The sequence below is a fragment of the Actinomadura graeca genome, from assembly GCF_019175365.1.
Lineage (GTDB): Bacteria > Actinomycetota > Actinomycetes > Streptosporangiales > Streptosporangiaceae > Spirillospora > Spirillospora graeca.
Window position 1 is genome coordinate 4073073 of sequence record NZ_CP059572.1, and the last position, 18471, is coordinate 4091543.

Annotated in this window: 14 protein-coding genes; 4 read left to right on the plus strand and 10 right to left on the minus strand. The window is 64.9% G+C overall.

Going from position 1 to position 18471, the window contains the following annotated elements; all coding sequences use genetic code 11:
• Positions 1-740: 740 nt before the first annotated feature.
• The 5 genes from AGRA3207_RS17850 to AGRA3207_RS40260 all read right to left on the minus strand — a co-directional run bounded on the left by AGRA3207_RS17850 (position 741) and on the right by AGRA3207_RS40260 (position 9206).
• Positions 741-1466, minus strand: coding sequence for a M48 family metallopeptidase (locus tag AGRA3207_RS17850; protein WP_231335805.1), 726 nt, complete (start codon positions 1464-1466; stop codon positions 741-743).
• Positions 1453-4557: a type I restriction endonuclease subunit R gene (locus tag AGRA3207_RS17855; RefSeq protein ID WP_231335806.1), complete on the minus strand. Its 3105-nt coding sequence runs from the start codon at positions 4555-4557 to the stop codon at positions 1453-1455. Before AGRA3207_RS17855 ends, AGRA3207_RS17850 begins: the two co-directional genes overlap by 14 nt.
• Positions 4554-5774, minus strand: a complete 1221-nt coding sequence (locus tag AGRA3207_RS17860) for a restriction endonuclease subunit S (protein ID WP_231335807.1) — start codon at positions 5772-5774, stop codon at positions 4554-4556. The genes AGRA3207_RS17855 and AGRA3207_RS17860 overlap by 4 nt, the downstream gene beginning before the upstream one ends.
• Entirely contained in the window at positions 5771-8206 is a 2436-nt protein-coding gene (locus AGRA3207_RS17865) for a type I restriction-modification system subunit M (protein ID WP_231335808.1), read from the minus strand. Before AGRA3207_RS17865 ends, AGRA3207_RS17860 begins: the two co-directional genes overlap by 4 nt.
• A 529-nt stretch (positions 8207-8735) precedes the next feature.
• Complete coding sequence (locus tag AGRA3207_RS40260) at positions 8736-9206, minus strand: DUF4282 domain-containing protein (protein ID WP_420830912.1); 471 nt, start codon at positions 9204-9206, stop codon at positions 8736-8738.
• A 523-nt stretch (positions 9207-9729) separates the two neighbouring features.
• Here AGRA3207_RS40260 and AGRA3207_RS17870 point away from each other — a divergent pair.
• The 4 genes from AGRA3207_RS17870 (at position 9730) to AGRA3207_RS17885 (ending at position 13090) form a co-directional block, all read left to right on the plus strand.
• A complete protein-coding gene (locus AGRA3207_RS17870; RefSeq protein WP_231335809.1) occupies positions 9730-10104 on the plus strand; it encodes a type II toxin-antitoxin system RelE/ParE family toxin in 375 nt (124 codons plus the stop codon).
• Positions 10101-10430 carry a helix-turn-helix domain-containing protein gene (locus AGRA3207_RS17875; protein WP_231335810.1) on the plus strand — a complete coding sequence of 110 codons (330 nt, stop codon included), beginning with the start codon at positions 10101-10103 and terminating at the stop codon, positions 10428-10430. Before AGRA3207_RS17870 ends, AGRA3207_RS17875 begins: the two co-directional genes overlap by 4 nt.
• A gap of 1031 nt (positions 10431-11461) precedes the next feature.
• Positions 11462-12235: a cyclase family protein gene (locus AGRA3207_RS17880; protein ID WP_231335811.1), complete on the plus strand. Its 774-nt coding sequence runs from the start codon at positions 11462-11464 to the stop codon at positions 12233-12235.
• A 27-nt stretch (positions 12236-12262) separates the two neighbouring features.
• Entirely contained in the window at positions 12263-13090 is an 828-nt protein-coding gene (locus tag AGRA3207_RS17885; protein WP_231335812.1) for a beta-keto acid cleavage family enzyme, read from the plus strand.
• A gap of 117 nt (positions 13091-13207) precedes the next feature.
• Here the strand turns inward: AGRA3207_RS17885 and AGRA3207_RS17890 are convergent, their stop codons facing one another.
• From AGRA3207_RS17890 to AGRA3207_RS17910, 5 genes are all read right to left on the minus strand, one after another.
• Positions 13208-13615: an allophanate hydrolase-related protein gene (locus AGRA3207_RS17890; RefSeq protein WP_231335813.1), complete on the minus strand. Its 408-nt coding sequence runs from the start codon at positions 13613-13615 to the stop codon at positions 13208-13210.
• A 175-nt stretch (positions 13616-13790) separates the two neighbouring features.
• Entirely contained in the window at positions 13791-15170 is a 1380-nt protein-coding gene (gene hydA / locus AGRA3207_RS17895; RefSeq protein WP_231335815.1) for a dihydropyrimidinase, read from the minus strand.
• Positions 15167-16795 carry a malate synthase gene (locus tag AGRA3207_RS17900; protein ID WP_231335817.1) on the minus strand — a complete coding sequence of 543 codons (1629 nt, stop codon included), beginning with the start codon at positions 16793-16795 and terminating at the stop codon, positions 15167-15169. Before AGRA3207_RS17900 ends, hydA begins: the two co-directional genes overlap by 4 nt.
• A gap of 195 nt (positions 16796-16990) precedes the next feature.
• Positions 16991-17764 carry a creatininase family protein gene (locus tag AGRA3207_RS17905; protein ID WP_231335818.1) on the minus strand — a complete coding sequence of 258 codons (774 nt, stop codon included), beginning with the start codon at positions 17762-17764 and terminating at the stop codon, positions 16991-16993.
• Positions 17761-18441, minus strand: coding sequence for a cysteine hydrolase family protein (locus tag AGRA3207_RS17910; RefSeq protein WP_231335819.1), 681 nt, complete (start codon positions 18439-18441; stop codon positions 17761-17763). The genes AGRA3207_RS17905 and AGRA3207_RS17910 overlap by 4 nt, the downstream gene beginning before the upstream one ends.
• Between the last annotated feature and the right edge of the window lie 30 nt (positions 18442-18471).

Genomic DNA, 18471 nt, shown 5'->3' on the forward strand with positions numbered 1-18471 from the left:
CCCCAACCGTCCGACAACTCCGTGAAGAGATCATCAACGCGAAGGCGTGGCCATGGCCGCACAGATGAACGAGGCCGAGCACCACCCGCACCACACAGGGCTAACGATGCAGGGCCCCGTGAGCTGCCTAGGCTGCGCACGGTCGCCGACCTGGTCAACCTCCTGGCCACAGCAACCCGCACAGCACTCCTGGACGGAACGCCCAGCCCGGCCCCCGAAGCACCCCCAGAAAACGACCAGCACTCCCCACGCTGCCCCATCTCCTGCCTGGACCTGTCGACCAGGGTCACCAACGCCCTACGCGTCGACCCCGCCAGACCGAAGACCATAGGCGATCTGATCGACATGAGCCGCCAGCAGCAACTCAGCAAAGTCCACAAATCGGCCAGGCCACCTCAACGACATCCGCGCAGCCCTCATAGCCGCAGGTATCGACGTCCGCCACACCGGCCTGGCCTGACAGCAAGCCCTGCGGACCCGCGCCTTGCGCCACCACCCCGCCGGAACAGCAGACACCGCGGTCCCTACCGCCAAACCAAGATCATCCAAAGCCGCCCGACCCGGATGAGTACTTTCAGTACGTCTTTAAACCGGCCACTACGCGGTCGGGCCGGTCCGTCCGGGCCGGGCATGCGGCCTCTCCGGGCCGGTCCCGCCCCGGCCGACCGGAACGTCATGATCAAGTCGCCACTGCATCTTCGTGTCGACGAGTCTCTCGTAACCATGAATATGCGCACTGATCAGCCACATGACCAGTCCTCCGCCGCCAATGGCGCATCGTTGAGCTCGTCGCGGCGAGCTTGCCAGTCGGGCATGAACTTGTCCATTAGGTCGCCGAAACGCTCGTTGTGGGTGCGCTCCAAGAAGTGGACCATCTCATGGACGACGATGTACTCCAGGCAGCGAGGGTTCTTCTTGGCCAGCTCGGGGTTGATCCAGATCGCCCGCGTTGCCGACTGGCAGGTGCCCCACTTGGTCTTCATACGGCGGACGACGAACTTGGCGACATGCTCGCCGATGGTCGGCTCCCACTTGGCGATAAGCTCGGGCAGCGCAGCCTTGAGCTCGCGGCGGTACCAGCGGTCAAGGATCGCTTGCTTGGCATCGCCATCGGCGCCGGCCGGGGCGGTCAACCAGAGGGTCTTGCCCTTGAGCCCGATGTGCGAGCGACCAACGCGTGACGAGTCGAGGCGGTACCGCTCGCCCCATACGTAGTGGGTTTCACCGGAGACCATGCGGCGATCGGTCTGGCGGTCGGCGTCCTGGAGCTGCTGGCGCTGCTTCTTGATCCACGGCAGCCGCTGGATGATGGCGAGACGGATCGCGTCCTCGTCAAGCCTCTGTGGTGCGGCAACACGAACCCGGCCTACCGGCGGGTAGACCGAGATGTGCATGTTCTTAATGTCCTTGTAGACGACATCAATGCCGAGGCCAGCGACAGTGAGGTAGGCGTTAACGGTACTCATTTCGCGCCTTTAGCAGGTTAAACAGTTCATCGAAGCGATCGAAGTCAGGCGCCAGCAATTTGCGCAGCTCGCGGGCGAGAGCACGCTCCTTCATACGGTTGCCGACCCAATCGTGCTCCTTCTCATGACGTACAGTCTCATCAACTAGCACTGCCAGGTTCGGGTCTGGGAAGAAGAAGTCGACTAATGCCCGCTGCGCTCCATCCTTAACCCATTCCGGATACTTGGTGTCCGAGTCGCCGGTTCCAACTTTTTTGGCTATATCGAGGAGCCGAGCGAGGAACTCCTTATAGTCCTTGGCTTCCTTCCGGCGCTGTTCAATCAGAGCATCGAGGAGTGCTGACATGCGGTCGTAGTACTTCGGATTCATCGCCCGCTCGTCGACTATCGTCTTGCGGACGTTGTTGACGATGGTCTCGGCCGCGGCCTCAGGGTTCTTGCGGATGTTCGGAGGCAGGGTGTGGAGAGCACCCTCGCCACGCTCGACGATCAACTCGACCAAACCCTTGTCGAAGGTCGCCACGACCTCAGACGGGTCTGCCCGGATGTAGGTATCGAGAAGGGCACGCATGCCAGCCTCGAACTTCTTCATGTCGATGTTCTCGCCAGCACCCCACTTGACCTCGTCGCGGACAGCCACGTAGTGAGAGACTTCCGCCTTGACCGATACGGCTTCGGCTGCCGTGTAGCCGGCCTCTACCATCTCGTTGGCAATGGCGCTGTAGGCGCGGACCAGAGCCGAAACGGACTTGTAGAGCTCGACACGCTTCGGCTCATTGGCCTTGATCTGAGCGGCGTCACCGGGTACAGAGGCCACGAAGTAGTGCTGGTAGTCCAGTGTTCCATTTGGCGGTGCGACCGGCTCTACGAGGGCACGGATCCGCTCCAGCACCTCGTCGAGATCCTTGCGGGCCTGCTCTACGCGGTCCTTGAGAAGACCTTCGACATCCCTCTCCTCGTAGCCGTCGAGGGCGCCCGAGGTGTAGTCAGTGATCGCACTCTCAAGCGAGTTGAACAGGTCGCGGTAGTCGATGATGTAGCCGTAGGTCTTGTCGTCGCCGTCGAGGCGGTTGACGCGACAGATGGCCTGGAAGAGCCTGTGGTCGCGCATCTTCTTGTCGATGTACAGATAGGTGGCGCTCGGAGCATCAAAGCCGGTCAGCAGCTTGTCAACCACGATGAGCAGGCGCATCTGGCCCGGCTCCTCGACGAAGCGACGTTTGACCTCCTTCTCGAACTCCTCGATCCGGGCGACGCCCTCGTCCTCGCTCACGCCGAAGAAGTCGGCCAACATCTTGCGGTAGATGTCATACTGACGGATCTTCTCGGTAGCACCTTCGCCCGAGTCCTCCTTGGAGATGTCGCCCGGGTTCGGAACGTAGCTCGTGACGATGGCGACCTTGCCCTTGAAACCGGCATTGACGAACATCTCGTAGAACTTGCACGCCTGGTAGATGCTCTCGCCGACGAGCATGGCGTTGCCCCGGCCACTCACAAGGCGCGGCTCGATCTCCATGTCGAGCAGGATGTCCTGGACGATCTGCTTGGCCCGAGGCTCAGCAGATACGACCTTCTGCATCGTGCCCCACTTCTTCTTAAGCGTGGCCTTGCTGAGGTCGGTGAGGCCATTGGTTCTGGCCTCGAACCACTTGTCGACCTTTTCGGAGCTGGTCAGGTCCTGGTCGATGTTGCGGGCCTCGTAGTGAAGGTCGACCACGACGCCGTCCTCGACAGCCTCGTCGAACTTGTAGGTGTGGATGAACGACCCAAAGGTCTCGATGCTGGTCGCCTTATCGGCCTTGAGCAGCGGCGTACCGGTGAAACCAATAAACATCGCGCCAGGCAGCAGCTCCTTCATGGCGCGGTGCATCTTGCCCGACTGAGTACGGTGCGCCTCGTCGACGAAGATGAACAGATTGCCCTTGGGCGCGAAGTTGGCCGGAAGGCGCGAGTGCAGTTCGGAGATGAACTCCTCGCCAGCCTCGTCGAGATCGCCGTCCTCGTCGCCACCGCGGAACTTGTGGACCAGCGAACAGATCAGCCACGGGTCGTGCTTGTTGATCTGGGTGAGCAGGTCAGCGCCCGAGGTGGTGCGGTAGATCTGTTCGTTGACACCGTCGAAAACCTTCTCGATCTGCTCGTCGAGTTCGGTGCGGTCGGTGATGATCAGGACACGGGGCTGGTCCTGCTGGTGCTCACGGATCCAGTTGGCGAGCCAGACCATGGTCAGGCTCTTGCCTGAGCCCTGGGTGTGCCAGATGATGCCGCCCTCGCGCTTGGCGATGCGGGCCTGAGCAGCCTTGACGCCGAAGAACTGGTTGTGGCGCGCGGTCTTCTTGACACCAGCGTCGAAGACCAAGAAGTCGTGGATGAGTTCGAGGAAGCGGTCCCTCGAGCACATCTGCGCGATGGCCTGGTCCAGCCGGCTAGGCACGCCAGCCCCGACCGGGCTGTCTTCGGGTTCCTTCCACTCCAGCCAGTACTTCTCGGGCGTCTCGATCACGCCGTAGCGCAAGCCCTCGACGTCGTTGCCCGCGAATACGAGCTGAACGGTCGAGAAGAACGGCCGGATGAAGTGCTCGCTCTGATTGCCGATGTTCTGGCGGATGCCCTCGCTGACACTCACCTTCGAGCGCTTGAACTCAATGACGCCCAAGGCCAGACCGTTGACGTATAGCACCACGTCAGGGCGCTTGTTGTGCACGCCTGCGATGGCGACCTCTTCGGCCACGACGAAGTGGTTGGCCTGCGGGTTTGCCCAGTCGATGACCCAGACAGTCTCGAACTTCTCTGACACCCCGCGCTTGACCTTCACACCGTAGCGCAGCAGGTCGTAGACCTCGTGGTTCGCCTCATACAGCGAACGAGCACCGCCGACCGATGCGGCCTTGCGCAGCTCGTTGATGGTCTTGCCGACAATCTCCTCGTCATAGCCACGAGCCAGCAGCTTCTGCCGAAGCAGAGCTTCCTCGATGTTCGAGTTGCCCGCGCGATCTTCCCAGTTGCCAGCGTACTCGTAGCCGAGCTTCTCCCGAAAGAACTTAACGACGCGGTTCTGCATCGCGCGCTCTAGTTGCCCCACATCGCTCATGCTGCGCCCTCCGCTACCAGGCGAGTGCGGCCGGTCAGAAGCTCCTGCATCATGCCCTGCTTGATAGCGCGAGTGGCTTCGAGTCTACGGTCGAGGGTTTCGATCTCGGCGTCAGTGTCCCGAAGGACTTGTCCAATTGCCACCTGTTCATTCAGTTGCGGCATCCGGACGCTGAGGTTCTTAATAATTTTCAAGTTGAGAACGCCCCGACCGCCATCTCCCGCAGACTCACCCCGCAGCTCCTCGTATCGCGTATCGAGGAGGTAGTACAGGAAGTCAGAATCATGTTCTCTACCAGGCAGGATACCAGCCATCGACTGATTAATCGTGAGTTCAACCTCTGTGACCGCAACCGTTCCGCGGGTTCTTCCCTGGCCGACGAGCGCCATGAGCACCGTCCCTCGAGGAAGTATCTTGGCAGGCGACTCACGAAGACCATCGACGGTAATTCGACCGGAGACCTCCCGCACTCGCTTCTTATGAATCTCTCCCGAGTTCATCCACCGAATGTCTCCACCCCAATATCTAGAGACGAAGGTTGAAGGTGTGCCCCCTGTCATAACCTCGGTAAACTCGCCGATCTTCCGCTCCGCCCACTCCGCCGTGAAGCCTGGCAATCGCGTGCGGCCGGTCAGGAGTTCTCGCATCAAGCCCTGCTTGATCGCGCGCTTCTTGACGATGACCTGTTCGAGTGCCGAAAGGAACTCCGTAGCGTCATTGATCACATTGGCAATGACTGCCTGCTCCGGTAATGATGGCAGATGGAAAGGGAAAGACTTCACGTCGTTCTTGGTGATGTTCGGGTCTTTACGGCTACTACTTGCGACCGACCTCCAGTGCCCCACTCGGTAGTTGAGAAGGTGCAAGAGGAAATCGGAATCGAGAAGCTTGCGATCTGGAAGTACGACGGTGATCGCTTGGTTCGTCGTCGCCCTTATACGCAGAACTCCCGTCCGACCAATCTGCACAAAGCCGCCGTACATGGCAACAAGTACAGACCCTGCTGGATGTACGCGGAGGTTCGTCTGGTCAATCGCCAGCGTGGTCACTGACTCGTCTGTGGAGACTATGGCGCCGTTGTTCAGGTCTAGCGTTTTCACCCACGGCACGGTGCCCTGATCGTAGAATTCTGACTGACGAGCACGCGCCGGGGTTGTACCCGAACCGAATGCCGCTACATCACTCAGCTGTACAGATCGCCATTCACTCGAACTCATAGACTGATCCCCATCGCCTTCAAGTGCTCGGCCACCTTTGCGCCGAACTTCTCAACCTCAGCATCGAGGTCGCCGAGGGTCTCGGCGTAGCGGTCGGCCAGAACGGTCAGACGGTCGACAAGCTTGCGAATCAAGACATCCAGCTCGGCCTGAGCGCCCCGCACGAAGCGGGCTCCCCACTTGTCGTCGATGACGAGGCTCTGGATGTCCTCGGTTGACAGCTTGGCGTACTGCGCCAGCGTCTTGCGGTCGAGCTCGGCCTGCGCTTCCTTCGTAGCCTTTTTGGCCTCCGCCTCGGCGTTGTACAGTCGGATGAGCTCCTGAAGTGCCTTCACCTCGTCGCTCTTCGGATCCTCGTACTTGGCAACCTTCAGACGGGCAGAGGCCAGCGCCTTGCTGATCTTGTCGTCCATGGCGTCGGCGAGCAAGCCCTCTTCGCCCGAGTTCTCTTCAATGAACTCCTCGAGAGCCTGACCGGCCTGCTCGGCCAGAGCGTTCAGCTCGTCGACCACTTCCTGCTCGGTGGCGAAGTAGCGTGCCACGATCAAGCTCGGCGGAACTAGGTCCATCTTGTATTTCTTGGCGCTGCGGCCACTGCCTATGACCAAGTCCGGCGTCTCGTTAAGCTTGCGCTCCTTGTTCTCGATGGTCGGGCGCGGCTTGGCGGCGTTACCCCAGCCCTCGGCCATGATCAGGGCGACGTCGTCGTGCATGACGTCGTTCCAGTAGCTCATGAGCTGCTCGTAGACGCCGTACTCGACGATGAGCGGGCGCTTGCGGAAGGCGTCGAGCAGGGTCTCGCCAAGCTCGTAAATCAGGTCTGCTGGTCGGGTGGTGGCCGTGATGCCCTCGAGTAGCTGGCGCGAGATGTTCCACCAGTGCTTGACCGTGTCGGTCGTGGTCAAGGCAAACGCCTCGTATTCAGGCGATCCGTTGATCGTGCTGTGGATCTCGGCGCGCTCGACGACCAGTTCGCTGTAGCCCTCGCGCAGTGGCTTGAAGAGCCCGGCGCGCAGGCTCGGGAAGGCTTCCCAGTACGGCTGGAGGGCGTCGAGGTCGCGGTTCGGCACACCGCCCTTGATGTGCGCGCTGAGGTCCTGGATGTCCTCGGGCTCCGAGCTGTCGATGTAGCGGGGGATGTTGAGGTTGTAGTCGTTCTTACTGTCGGCGATCTCGCTCAGCGGCACCATGCGGCTGTAGCGCTCGATCTCCTTCTGGTTCACGAAGGCATCGATGATCTGGTGCATGTCGCGTGGACGCAGACGGTTCTTCGGGCCGTCCTTGGCGAAGCCCTTGCTGGCGTCGATCATGAAAATGCCGGTGCGTGCCTGGGCGTCATGCTTGTCGAGCACGATGATGCAGGCCGGGATTCCGGTGCCATAGAAGAGGTTCGCCGGAAGACCGATGATCCCCTTGATGTAGCCCTTCTTGATCAGGGTCTTGCGGATAGTCGCCTCGACATTTCCGCGGAAAAGTACACCGTGCGGCAAGATCACCGCACCACGGCCGGTCGACTTAAGGCTCTTGATCATGTGCAGCAGGAAGGCGTAGTCACCGTTCTTCTCGGGTGGGCGACCGTAGCCGGCGAAGCGGCCGTATTCGTTCTCCAGTCCGCTCGTCCAACTCTTGACGCTGAACGGCGGATTAGCGATCAGGAAGTCGAAGGTACGCAGCTCGTCGTTCCGAATGAATTGCGGATCGGTCAGGGCGTCGCCCTGGCGGATCTCTGCCGTCGCGTTGCCGTGCAGAATCATGTTCATAACGGCCAACGCCCGAGTGGCGTTGTCCTTCTCCTGGCCGTAGATCGTCAGGTTGTTCGGTGCGGCGTCAGCCACCTTGAGCAATAACGAACCTGACCCGCAGGTGGGGTCGTAAACGGTCGTCGAGCGTGGTGTGTCCCTCGGGATCTGCAGGAGCGCCGCCATCACACGCGAGACCTCGGCCGGCGTATAGAACTGACCCTTGCTCTTGCCCGACTCGGTGGCGAAGTGCCGCATCAGGTACTCGTAGGCGTCGCCGAGCAGATCGTCGCCCTCGGCGCGCGAGCCCGAAAAGTCGAGATCCTGGAAGATACCGACCAGCTTGGTCAGGCGGTCAACGAGTTCCTTGCCACGACCAAGCTTGTCAGGGTCGTCGAAGTCAGCGTTGTTGATGACGCCCTGCAGGTCGTTGGCGTTTGCCAGCTTGCGGATGGCGATGTTGATCTTCTCGCCAATGTCCGGCTTGCCTTTGAGGTCGACGAGGTCGTCGAACGAACCACCCTCAGGCACCTCTATGCTCGCGTACGGGTCAGCCTTGGCCTTGTCCGACACATACTTCACGAAGAGCAGCGTCAAGACGTAGTCCTTGTACTGACTCGCGTCCATGCCGCCGCGGAGCTCGTCAGCACCAGCCCACAGCGAGCTGTACAGGTCTGACTTCTTCAGTGCCAACGTCACTACTCCAAGCCCTCGTATGCGGCCCAGGTGCGCCGCCCTGCGTACTGTGCCGATCGACCCATCAGGCTTGGCCAGAGCAAGCCGGGGCCGATCGGTACCCCCTTGTCCTACTAGCTTCGTGGCACAACCTAGCGGGACCCGCAGACAGGTTTGCTCTTTGCCGCGCCGTGGTCGTCACAAGTCCGTCGCCAGTGGGTGCCCGGCTGAGACGTCCGGAGCCCGGTGAGCCCCGCGCGGGCAGCGGGAAGCCCCTCGGTGTCGAGGCTGGGCAGGAGCGTCACCCAGGGGTGTGCTCGGCCGAGTCTGGCCAGCATCTGCGGTAGTCGCGGATGAACCGCTCGTGCTCCTCCTGGGGGAGCCGACGCAAGATGTCCTCGGGGTCAAGCGGGTTGTGATCAAGTGGTTCAGCCGTCACGCCGCCCGCCTCGCTCGCGTATCTGGCCACCAGTCACCCCGCACGAGTCTACGGGCCCCCGAGGTCCCGGCAGCGGACACACGAGCAGATGCCCGCGATCGGCTGAGGTCAAGGTACTGCCGCGTGGCTTCCGGTGCTCGGGCCGCGGGCGGCCCTGCGCTCCGGGTCGGCTTGTCCTCGGACTGTGGGGGTGCTAGTCGGTGTTCCGCCCGGGTTATGTGCGGGTGTGGACGGCGCGGAGGCTGCGAAGGCTTGGCGCATGGCCGTCTGGGGTTGAGAGGGCCATGCACGTTGGAAGCGAGTGAGAGTCCACTCACAGGTGATGCGGACTGTGAGCAGGGTGACCAGCCCCCAGCCGAGCACGATTGGGGCTGCCAGCCAGAGCGCGCCGCCCATCCAGGTGGCCAGCGACCAGACCCAGAGGAGTCCGAAGACAACGCCGAAGCCAACCACGACGAGAGTACCGAGGTAGACCCAGCGAACCAGTAGCGGAGTCACTGCGCGTTCGAACTTTACGTCGACCAAGGCAGCTAGCAGGCTGGGGCGGCGCGGAGCGTGGTAGTACTCGTCTGGCGGCATCACGAGGTTCAACTGATCGCAGAGCGTAGGGGGCAGTCAGACACTTTGAGTCGGGCTGAGCGTGTCTATCCCATGACTTTGCTTCGGCGCGGTGGTTCGTCGGGCGGCGGAGTGCTTGTGAGCAAGGTCCGGTTGTACGAGTTGGCAGCCGACCCGCGCACATTGCTCGTGGACCGCGCCCAGCGAAGCCGGGCGGACAGCACGGGCGGCGCGTACGGCGCCTCAAAGCCCGAGGTCAGCACCGACGAAGCTGACGACAGTCCTGACGACAACAGCCCCAAACGCCCGGCACCAGCGGCACCCCTGAGGCACCCTCTACCTCGGCGAATGTCTCGCGAGCAGGGCGGTTGCTACTTCTGAAAAGCGGAAGGTCGGCGGTTCGACCCCGCCCCTGCCCACACTCAAGACCAGCACAAACGCCCCGGAGCCACACGGCCCGGGGCGTCGTGTTTTGACGGCAACGGACGTCATCAGGAAGCGGACGGTCAACCCCACAGTATGAGCTAGACGTTATATTAGTTGGGTGCCCTGGGACGTCATCCTCCTCGAACCGGTCGAGAGCTGGTTCCTCAAGCTGTGTGAATCAGAGACGGACACTGCGGCCTTGATCGAGCAGGCCATCGACAGGCTGGCCGAGGTCGGGCCGACGCTGGGACGGCCGCTGGTCGACACACTGGAACACAGCGAGCTACGCAACCTCAAGGAGCTGCGGCCCGGCAGCCGAGGACGATCGGAGATCCGCATGCTGTTCGTCTTCGATCCAGACCGGGCAGCGATCTTCCTAGTGGCCGGAGACAAGGCCGGGCAGTGGTCACGCTGGTACGACGAGGCGATCCCACTGGCCGAAGCCCGCTACGCCGAGTACCGGGCAGCGAAGGACAAGGAGGGCGGACGATGAGCACCGGACGCCGCTGGCAGGACATCAAAGCCGAAGCACACCGCCGCAATCCCGAACTGGCCAACCCCGAACGCCAGGCCCAGGCACGCACCGAACTAGACGCCTACGTCGCCGGCCACCACCTCAAGGAGCTCCGCAAGGCGGTCGGCAAGACGCAGGCCGAGGTCGCCCAGATCCTGGGGGTCTCCCAGTCCCGCGTCTCCCAGATCGAAAACGGCAACCTCGAAGCCATGGAGCTGGAGACCCTCCGCGCCTATGCCACAGCACTCGGCGGACACGTCGACATCACCGTCAGCGTCGGCCCCCACTCCATCAAGGTCGCCTGACAACACCGACCGGTGACGGCAACCCTGACGGCAACGACGGCCACCAACCGGCACCACCGGCGTACGTCGGGCACCGTCCGACCTCGGTGGGCGGGGTGGGCGCAGGGTGGTTGCTACTTCTGAAAGCGGAAGGTCGGCGGTTCGACCCCGCCCCTGCCCACCTCCAAGCCTCTGACCAGCAGAAACACGGTCGGAGGCCCTTTCATTTTGGCCCGGAGGACGCCGCAGGTGGATGTACAACGCTCGTACACCTTCCGCCTATATGTTGACTCTGCAACGTACTGGCGGGCCGCAGCGCAACGCACGTCGCTTCCGAACGCTCGGCATGTGCGGGTGTCTGCCGCCGAGAGCCCGGAAGCATGCCCCTGGACTGGATCGCGGTCGACTCCATTTCCGCTCGGGCCCGTGCCGGTGTGGTCGAGCGTTCCGACTGCGTTCACTCGGATATCCAGGGCATCGGCGCCGCCTCTTCCTAAGGTGCTTGGCTCGACCGAGGTCGCCAGACCTGGACCATTCGACCCGGGATCTTCACCGAGGGATCCCGTCAGGCTCGTCCTCTGCCATCGCGCCGGTTTCCGTCAATCGGGCATCCATTCAGGCGACGCGACAGCATGGGCGGCCGCCGTCTAACCCGTAGGACTTTGTTCTCCGCAGCTTCACGGAAGTCTGGATCGAACTCTTCTTCGCTTTTCCTGCCCGGACTTTCATTCGATAGGTTCGCGACGGGTGTCCGGGCCTACCTTTTTTCGCTCGCCTGAACACAACACGGATTGTCGTGGGACTCGCAACTAGAGTTGGGCTGGTCATCTTCTGATCTTGAAGGACAGGCACAGAGCACCAGAGGCTGCGCCTGCCTTCCGACGCCGGGCACGAGGGAGGCCCCCCATGATCGCCCTCAAGCGGATCATCGGCAGGTCACGCCCTGCTCTGGGGCCTGCCGGCGGCGTGATCCTGGCATTGCCGCGCTCGACCTGCCTCCCCCGCCAGATCAGGCGCACTAGATCTCACCCGCTGAAGGAGGCGGACCTTTCATGCGCAGAATCGTCGACATCTCGGTTCCACTCAAGGCCGGGATCGCCTCGGACCCGCCCGGCTACCGGCCGGAGATCGACTACTACACCCATGCCGACACCGCGGAAGACGTGATTGCGTTCTTCCCTGGAATGACTGTGGACGACCTACCCGATCGAGAGGGCTGGGCCATTGAGAGAGTGCGGATCAACACCCACAACGGCACGCACCTCGACGCGCCCTACCACTACTCGGCAACGATGGACGGCGGCGCCCGGGCGATCACGATCGACCAGGTGCCGCTGGAGTGGTGCCTGCAGCCCGCGGTGAAGCTCGACTTCCGGAACCTGCCCGACGGCCACATCGCCACGGTGGCCGACGTCGAGACCGAACTGGCGCGGATCGGCCATGAACTGAAGCCGCTGGAGATCGTCGTCGTCAACACCGCCGCCGGAGCCCGGTACGGACACGATGACTATGTGTCCACCGGCTGCGGCATGGGACGCGACGCCACCCTCTTTCTGCTGGAGCACGGGGTCCGGCTGACCGGCACCGACGCGTGGAGCTGGGACGCCCCGTTCGTCCATACCGCACGGCGCTATGCCCGTGACCGGGACGCCTCGATCATCTGGGAGGGCCACCGCGCCGGGCGGGACATCGGCTACTGCCATCTGGAGAAGCTGCACGCCCTGGAGTCGCTGCCCGCCGACGGCTTCCAGATCGCCTGTTTTCCGGTGAAGGTCCACGCCGCGTCCGCGGGCTGGACGCGGGCGGTGGCGATCTTCGATGAATGATCCTCGAACGCAGGCAGGAGCACGTCCGTGAGCATCGTCATCACCGTTGCCCCGACCGGCCCGATCGCGACCACAGCTGACAATCCGCATCTCCCCACCCAGCCTGAGGAGATCGCCGACTCGGTCGTCGCCGCGTATTCCGCCGGCGCCGCGGTGGCGCACCTCCATCTGCGCGATACCGATCAGCGGCCCACCGCGGACCTCACGATCGCGCGGCGCACCGTGGATCTGATCGCCGAGCGCTGCCCTATTCTGATCCAGCTCTCCACCGGTGTCGGCTTGGACGTGCCGTTCGAGGAGCGCGCGGCGCTGGTCGAGTTGCGGCCGCGGATGGCGACGCTCAACCCGTGCAGCATGAGCTTCGGGACGGGCGAGTTCCGCAACCCGCCGGCACAGGTTCGGCGGCTGGCCGCGCGAATGCGCGAGCTGGGGGTCAAGCCCGAGTTGGAGATCTACGACACCGGGCACCTCGAAGCGTGCCTGCGACTGCGCGATGAGGGTCTCCTCGACGACGAGCCCATGCAGTTCTCCATTGTGCTTGGCGTGGCCGGGGGAATGGCCGCGACGCCGGAGAACCTTCTCACGATGGTCGGCCGCCTCCCCGAGGGCTCGGTATGGCAGGTCATCGCGATCGGGCGGGCCAACCTCCGCCTCACGGCGATCGCCCTGGCCCTAGGGGGAAACGCCCGCGCGGGCCTGGAGGACACGCTGTACCTGCGCAAGGGGGAACTCAGCCACGGCAACCTCCCGCTCGTGCGGCGCACCGCCATGCTCGCGCGCGACCTGGATCTCGCCATCGCGAGCGTCGAGGAGACCGAGCGACTGCTCCACCTCCCCACCGCTAGCGCCGGCTAGACCCCACGCTGGGGGCCCAGCGGGACGGCGGCAAGCACGCCGGGGCCCGCTGGGCTCCCCATCGGGTCGGCCTGGCATTCGATCAGTGCCAAGCCGACCCGGGACGGGGTGAGTCCATCAGCGGTTGAGGAGATCACGGGCCCGCTCGTTCGCGGTGAGGTGGGCCTGGAAGGCGCGCCATCCCCCGAAATCGGCGATGTCGACGACCTCGTCCCCCGGGGCAAGGCGATCCGGTTGCAGGATCATCGCGTGCACGGTCGCCCCGTCCGACAGCTCGATCATGCCGAGTTCGAGTTCCTCGGGTTCCTGGGGCAGCAACACGTCGAACAGTTGCTTGTCGCTCATGTCATACAGCTCGCCGGAGACCGGGACACCATGCTCGGACACCGGGAGCAGGCCGGGGAACTCGCGCCGTACCGCGAAGAAGCGGAACCCGGGGGCGGTGCTGGTCGGACCGAGGAATGTGGCACCGTTAACTGCGAAATGGTCTTTCTGGCCGGACATCGCCGTGCCGTTCAGGAACATGCGTGGCATCGTGGGAAACCCTTCTTCGGGAATCGTGAATTGGCCTTCCGCCGCACTGCGGCCGGGAGCTGGTTCTGGTCGAGTGACCACCTCGGACGTTCTTCGCAACGGTCTTGCGATGTCCGGCCCGCGCACCAGCGAGCGACCGACGGGTCATTCTTGGATTCGGACGCGGTCACGGTCGGCTACCGGCTTCGCGGCGTAGGAACCGTCCACGGCCAGGGGTGCCGACGAACACGCCGTTCTCCACAACGGGCGCGCCGCCGCAGATCACGGTGCGCACCGCGCCGGCGAGCCGCCAGCCCTCGTACATGCTGTAGTCGACCGCCATGTGCTGGGTCGCGGCGTTGATCGTCGTCGTCGCGCTCGGGTCGAAGACGACGAGGTCGGCATCGGACCCGACGGCCACCGTGCCCTTGCGCGGGTACAGGCCGAACAGCCTCGCGGGCGTCGTTGCGAACACCTCGACCATCCGCTGCAGCGGCAGTCGCCCCGCGACCACCCCCGCGTACAGGAGTTGCAGTCGGTGCTCGATACCGGGCCCTCCGTTGGGGATCTTGGAGAAGTCGCCCGCGCCGAGGTCCTTCTGCCCGTTGAGACAGAAGGGGCAGTGGTCGGTCGAGACCACCTGCAGGCCGTTGGCGCGCAGGCCACGCCACAGCGCGTCCTGATGGCGGACGTCCCGCAGCGGCGGCGTGAGGACGTACTTCGCCGTGTCGAAGCTCTCGTCGTCGTAGACGCTGGAGTCCAGGAACAGATAGTGCGGGCAGGTCTCGGCGAACACGGGCCTGCCCCGGTCGCGGGCGGCGGTGACCTCGGCGAGCGCCTCCGCGCAGGACAGATGCACGAAGTACACCGGCGCGTTCGCCATCTCGGCCACGGCGATCGCCCGGTGGGTGGCCTCGGCTTCGGCGAGTTCCGGCCTGGTCCGGCCGTGCCATGACGGGTTGGTCCGCCCCGCGGCCAGGGCGCGACGGACCAGCACGTCGATGACCGGGCCGTTCTCGGCGTGCACGCAGCACAGCGCCCCCAGCTCGCCCGCCCGTTCCATCACCTGGAACAGCGTGGCGTCGTCCACCATGAGTTCGCCTGGATAGGCGAGGAACATCTTGATGCTGGTGACGCCCTCGCCCACCAGCTCGTCGAGCTGGTGGAGCGTGCTGTCTTCAAGCTGGGTGAGGATGATGTGCTGGCCGTAGTCGATCACGGCCTTGCCCTGCGCCGAGGCCACGCCCCGCTCGACCGCGGTCCGCAGGTGCTCGCCGGGCCGCTGCTGGGCGAAGTTGACCACGGTGGTGGTCCCGCCGAAGGCCGCCGCGATCGTCCCGGACTCGTAGTCGTCGGCGGTACGCGTCCCGGCCATGTCGAACGCGAGATGGGTGTGCGGATCGACGCCACCGGGCAACACGTAGCAGCCGGTCGCGTCGACGACCTTGTCGGCCGTGACGTTCAGCGAGGCGCCGATGGTGGTCACTGTGGTGTCGGCGACATGGATGTCGGCGACGTAGTCGTCGGCGCCGGTGATCACCCGGCCACCCTTGATCAGCAGGCTCATGCTCCACCTTCGTGGCGAGTCGGGTGCGTCATGCGGCGGCGCACGAGCGCGAGGCCCGGGGTGGTCAGGAAATCGGCGAGCTCGGCGGAGAAGGTCACCTGTTCGAACAGCTTCTGAGCCTGCTCAAGGCGCTGCCTCGGCGGCCCGTCCTCGCGCGCCGCCAAGCGGGCGGCCTCCTTGCGGCACACCGAGCGCATGAGCTCGCGATCCACGGTCACCCCGTCGGTCGTCCGGACGCCGTGGCGGACCCACTGCCACAGCCGCGTGCGGGCGGCCTCCGCTCTGACGGCGTCCTCCATGAGGTTGCCGATGACGACGGGACCTGCCAACCACGTCGCGAGATACCCGAGCGCGACCGCTGCGTTCACACGGACGTCCTCGGCGCTCACCCCGCAGGTGGCGGGGGGCAGGTCGAGGAGGTCGCGGGCGGTGATCGTCGGCGAGTGGTGGTCGCGGTCGAGCTGGTTCGGCCGACCATCAAGGACCGCGTCGAACGCGGCGCGCACCACGGGCACCAGATCGGGATGCGCGACCCAGGTGCCGTCGTACCCCAGCTGCGCCTCGCTGCCCCTGCCCGCGCATTCGCGCTCGAAGGCCGCGGCGGGGACGCCCGGTCCGCCGCGGTCGGGAACGAACGCGCCCATCCCTGCGATCGCGTGAGCGCCGCGGCGGTGGCTGGTCGTCACGAGCAGATCCGCGTAGGCGCGCATGAACGGCCCGGTCGTCGTCTCGCGCGCGGGGTCGAGCTGCACGAACTCCGGTTGCTCGGCGAGGAACTTGATCGTGCTGAAGAGGTACTCCCGGCGTCCTGCACTGAGACCGGTCAGGTGGTCACGGAGCTCGAACGCGATCTCATCCATCTCGAACGCCGCCGGCAGTGTCTCGATCAGCACGGTGGCGCGGATCGTCCCGCGGCCGAATCCGAGTTCGTCCTCGACCGCCACGAACACCTCGCGCCATAGCGCCGCCTCCGCGTAGCTCTCCAGCTTGGAGAGGTAAAGAAAAGGACCGGCGCCGCGCACCACCAGTTCGCGGGCCGAGTGGAACAAGAAGAGCCCGGCGTCGAGCAGCGCGCCGGCGACCGGTGCGCCGTCGACGAGGAACGCCGGTTCGTCCGCATGCCATCCGCGTGGCCGGACGTGGAGCGTCGCCCGCTCCGGCGCCAGTTCCCACCGGCGCCCATCGATGGCGGTGTACGCGAGCTCGCCGCGGGTGGCCGCCCGCAACGCCGACTGCGCGGTCATCAAGTTGTCCCAGGTGGGCGTCATGGCTTCCGCCATACAGGCCATGAAGCCGCTTGCCCCGGAGTTCAGCGCGTCGATGATCGTCTTCGGTTCGGCGGGACCGGTGATCTCGACTCGGCGGTCCGCCAGCACCATCGGGTTCGGCGTGATCGACCACGCCGCGTCGCGAATCTCACGCGTGTCCTCGTGGAAGTCGAGGGTCGCCCCCGACGCGAGCGCCTTCCGCCGTTCATGGCGCGCCGCGAGCAACTGGTCGCGGCGCGCCCCGAACCTCCGGTGGAGTTCCGCCACGAAGGCGGTCGCCTCCGGGCTCAGCAACTCGGCTGCTTCCGGTGGCGAAGAAGCGGTGATGGTGACGTCGTGGCGTGTCAAGGTCGGCATCTCGAAATCAGGTCGCGTGATCGCTCATCGGCCGGTCACCAGCGTTCACCACGACGGTCCCATGCCCGGCGTTTTGATCACGGCCGTGAACATAGGGCGCGGCCGGGGCGGCACCGGCAGCCGCAGCGACTGTCGAGGCGTCCATGCCGATCAGTCACACCGGACGATCGAGCACGGCGCGTCCCGAGCCGCCTGTCATGCCCCGTCGGCGAGCATCTCGGCCGCCGCCCGCTCCGTCAGCGCCACGATGTCATCGATCACGATCTTGAGCAGTTCACGGCCCTGCTCCGGCGTCGCTCCGCTCGGGTGACCGAAGACGCCGTTCGGGCTGAACTCGGCGGTGGGACGGAAGTAGAAGCGCGGGACGGCGTCCAGATCCGGTTCGGCGTCGATCCGGTCGAGCCGGACCGTTCCGGCGTCGAGCGCCATGTACAGCGAGGTCTCGCCCACGTTGGCGTGCGTCACCCGGTATCCGCCGTCGCCTGGGGCGGTGTCGCGGTTGGCGAGTGCCGTCACCCGCGGGGACGCCTCCCACCAATGGAGGACGCGGACGGCGAGGTCGGGGACCGCCTGGGACGCCCGGTCCGGGAACTCCATCAGTGCCGGAATGTTGCCGCCGTGGGCGTTGAGCAGGATCAGCCGGCGGACACCCGATGCGGCGAGTCCGGAACAGACCTCAAGGAGTACGGCACCGAGTGTGGCGGCGCTGATCGACAGAGTTCCCGGCCAGCCCCGCCAGTACCACGAGGAGGTGATCGGTAGCGTCGGCAGGACGGGAATCCCTGTGCGGGCCGAGACACGCTCGGCGATGCTCGCCGCGAGCACGTGGTCGACATCGACGGGCAGGTGCGGCCCGTGCTGTTCGGTCGCGCCGATCGGCCATATGACCGTCGCGTGCGCACGCTGCACCGCGTCCCGGATCTCGGTGGTGCTCAGCTTGGACCAGAGGACCGGTTCGTTGGCGGTCATCGCGTGATGCTCCCGTCGTAAGAGGTTGCCGCGGCGGCGCGCGCCGCCGAGGTGTGGCCGGCCAGCCGTTCGCGGATCGAGTCGACGTCGGCGACTTCGCCCAGGGTGAAGGCGACGAAGTTGCAGGTGGCTCGGTGCAGTTCCGCGGCCGTCGATGGCCCGAGCCCGACAAGGTCGCCGAGCGGGTAGGTCGCGGTGGCGTCCTTCGCGAGCACCGTCCGGTAGTCGCGCTCGGCCGCTTCCCGTGCCGTGCCCTCCACGCAGACATGCGACGCGACGCCCGCGATGACCACGGTGTCGATCCCATTGCCGCGCAGCAGCAGGTCGAGGTCGGTGCCGATGAAGCAGTTGTAGCGCGGCTTCTTCAGGACGATGTCGGTGGGCGCCACGTCGAGATCGGGATGGAAGGCGGCCGTCTCGGTGCCGTCGTTGAGCAGGCCGGCTTCCGCGACCTGCGGTGCTATCCCCGCGTACGTCCCGACGTTGCTGCCGTCAGGCCGGAACACGTGGGCGGTCTGGATCACGAGCGCGCCCGCCGCCCGGGCTCCCGCGGCAAGACGGTTGACTCGATGCAGTACCCCCGCGGCGTCGTCGACCCAGCCGTCGCGCAGGAAGAACCGCTGCATGTCGACGACGATCAGGGCCGTTCGCGCCGGCGACAACTCGTACTTCACCATGACAGGCTCCGATTCGTTGGCACGTGCCAC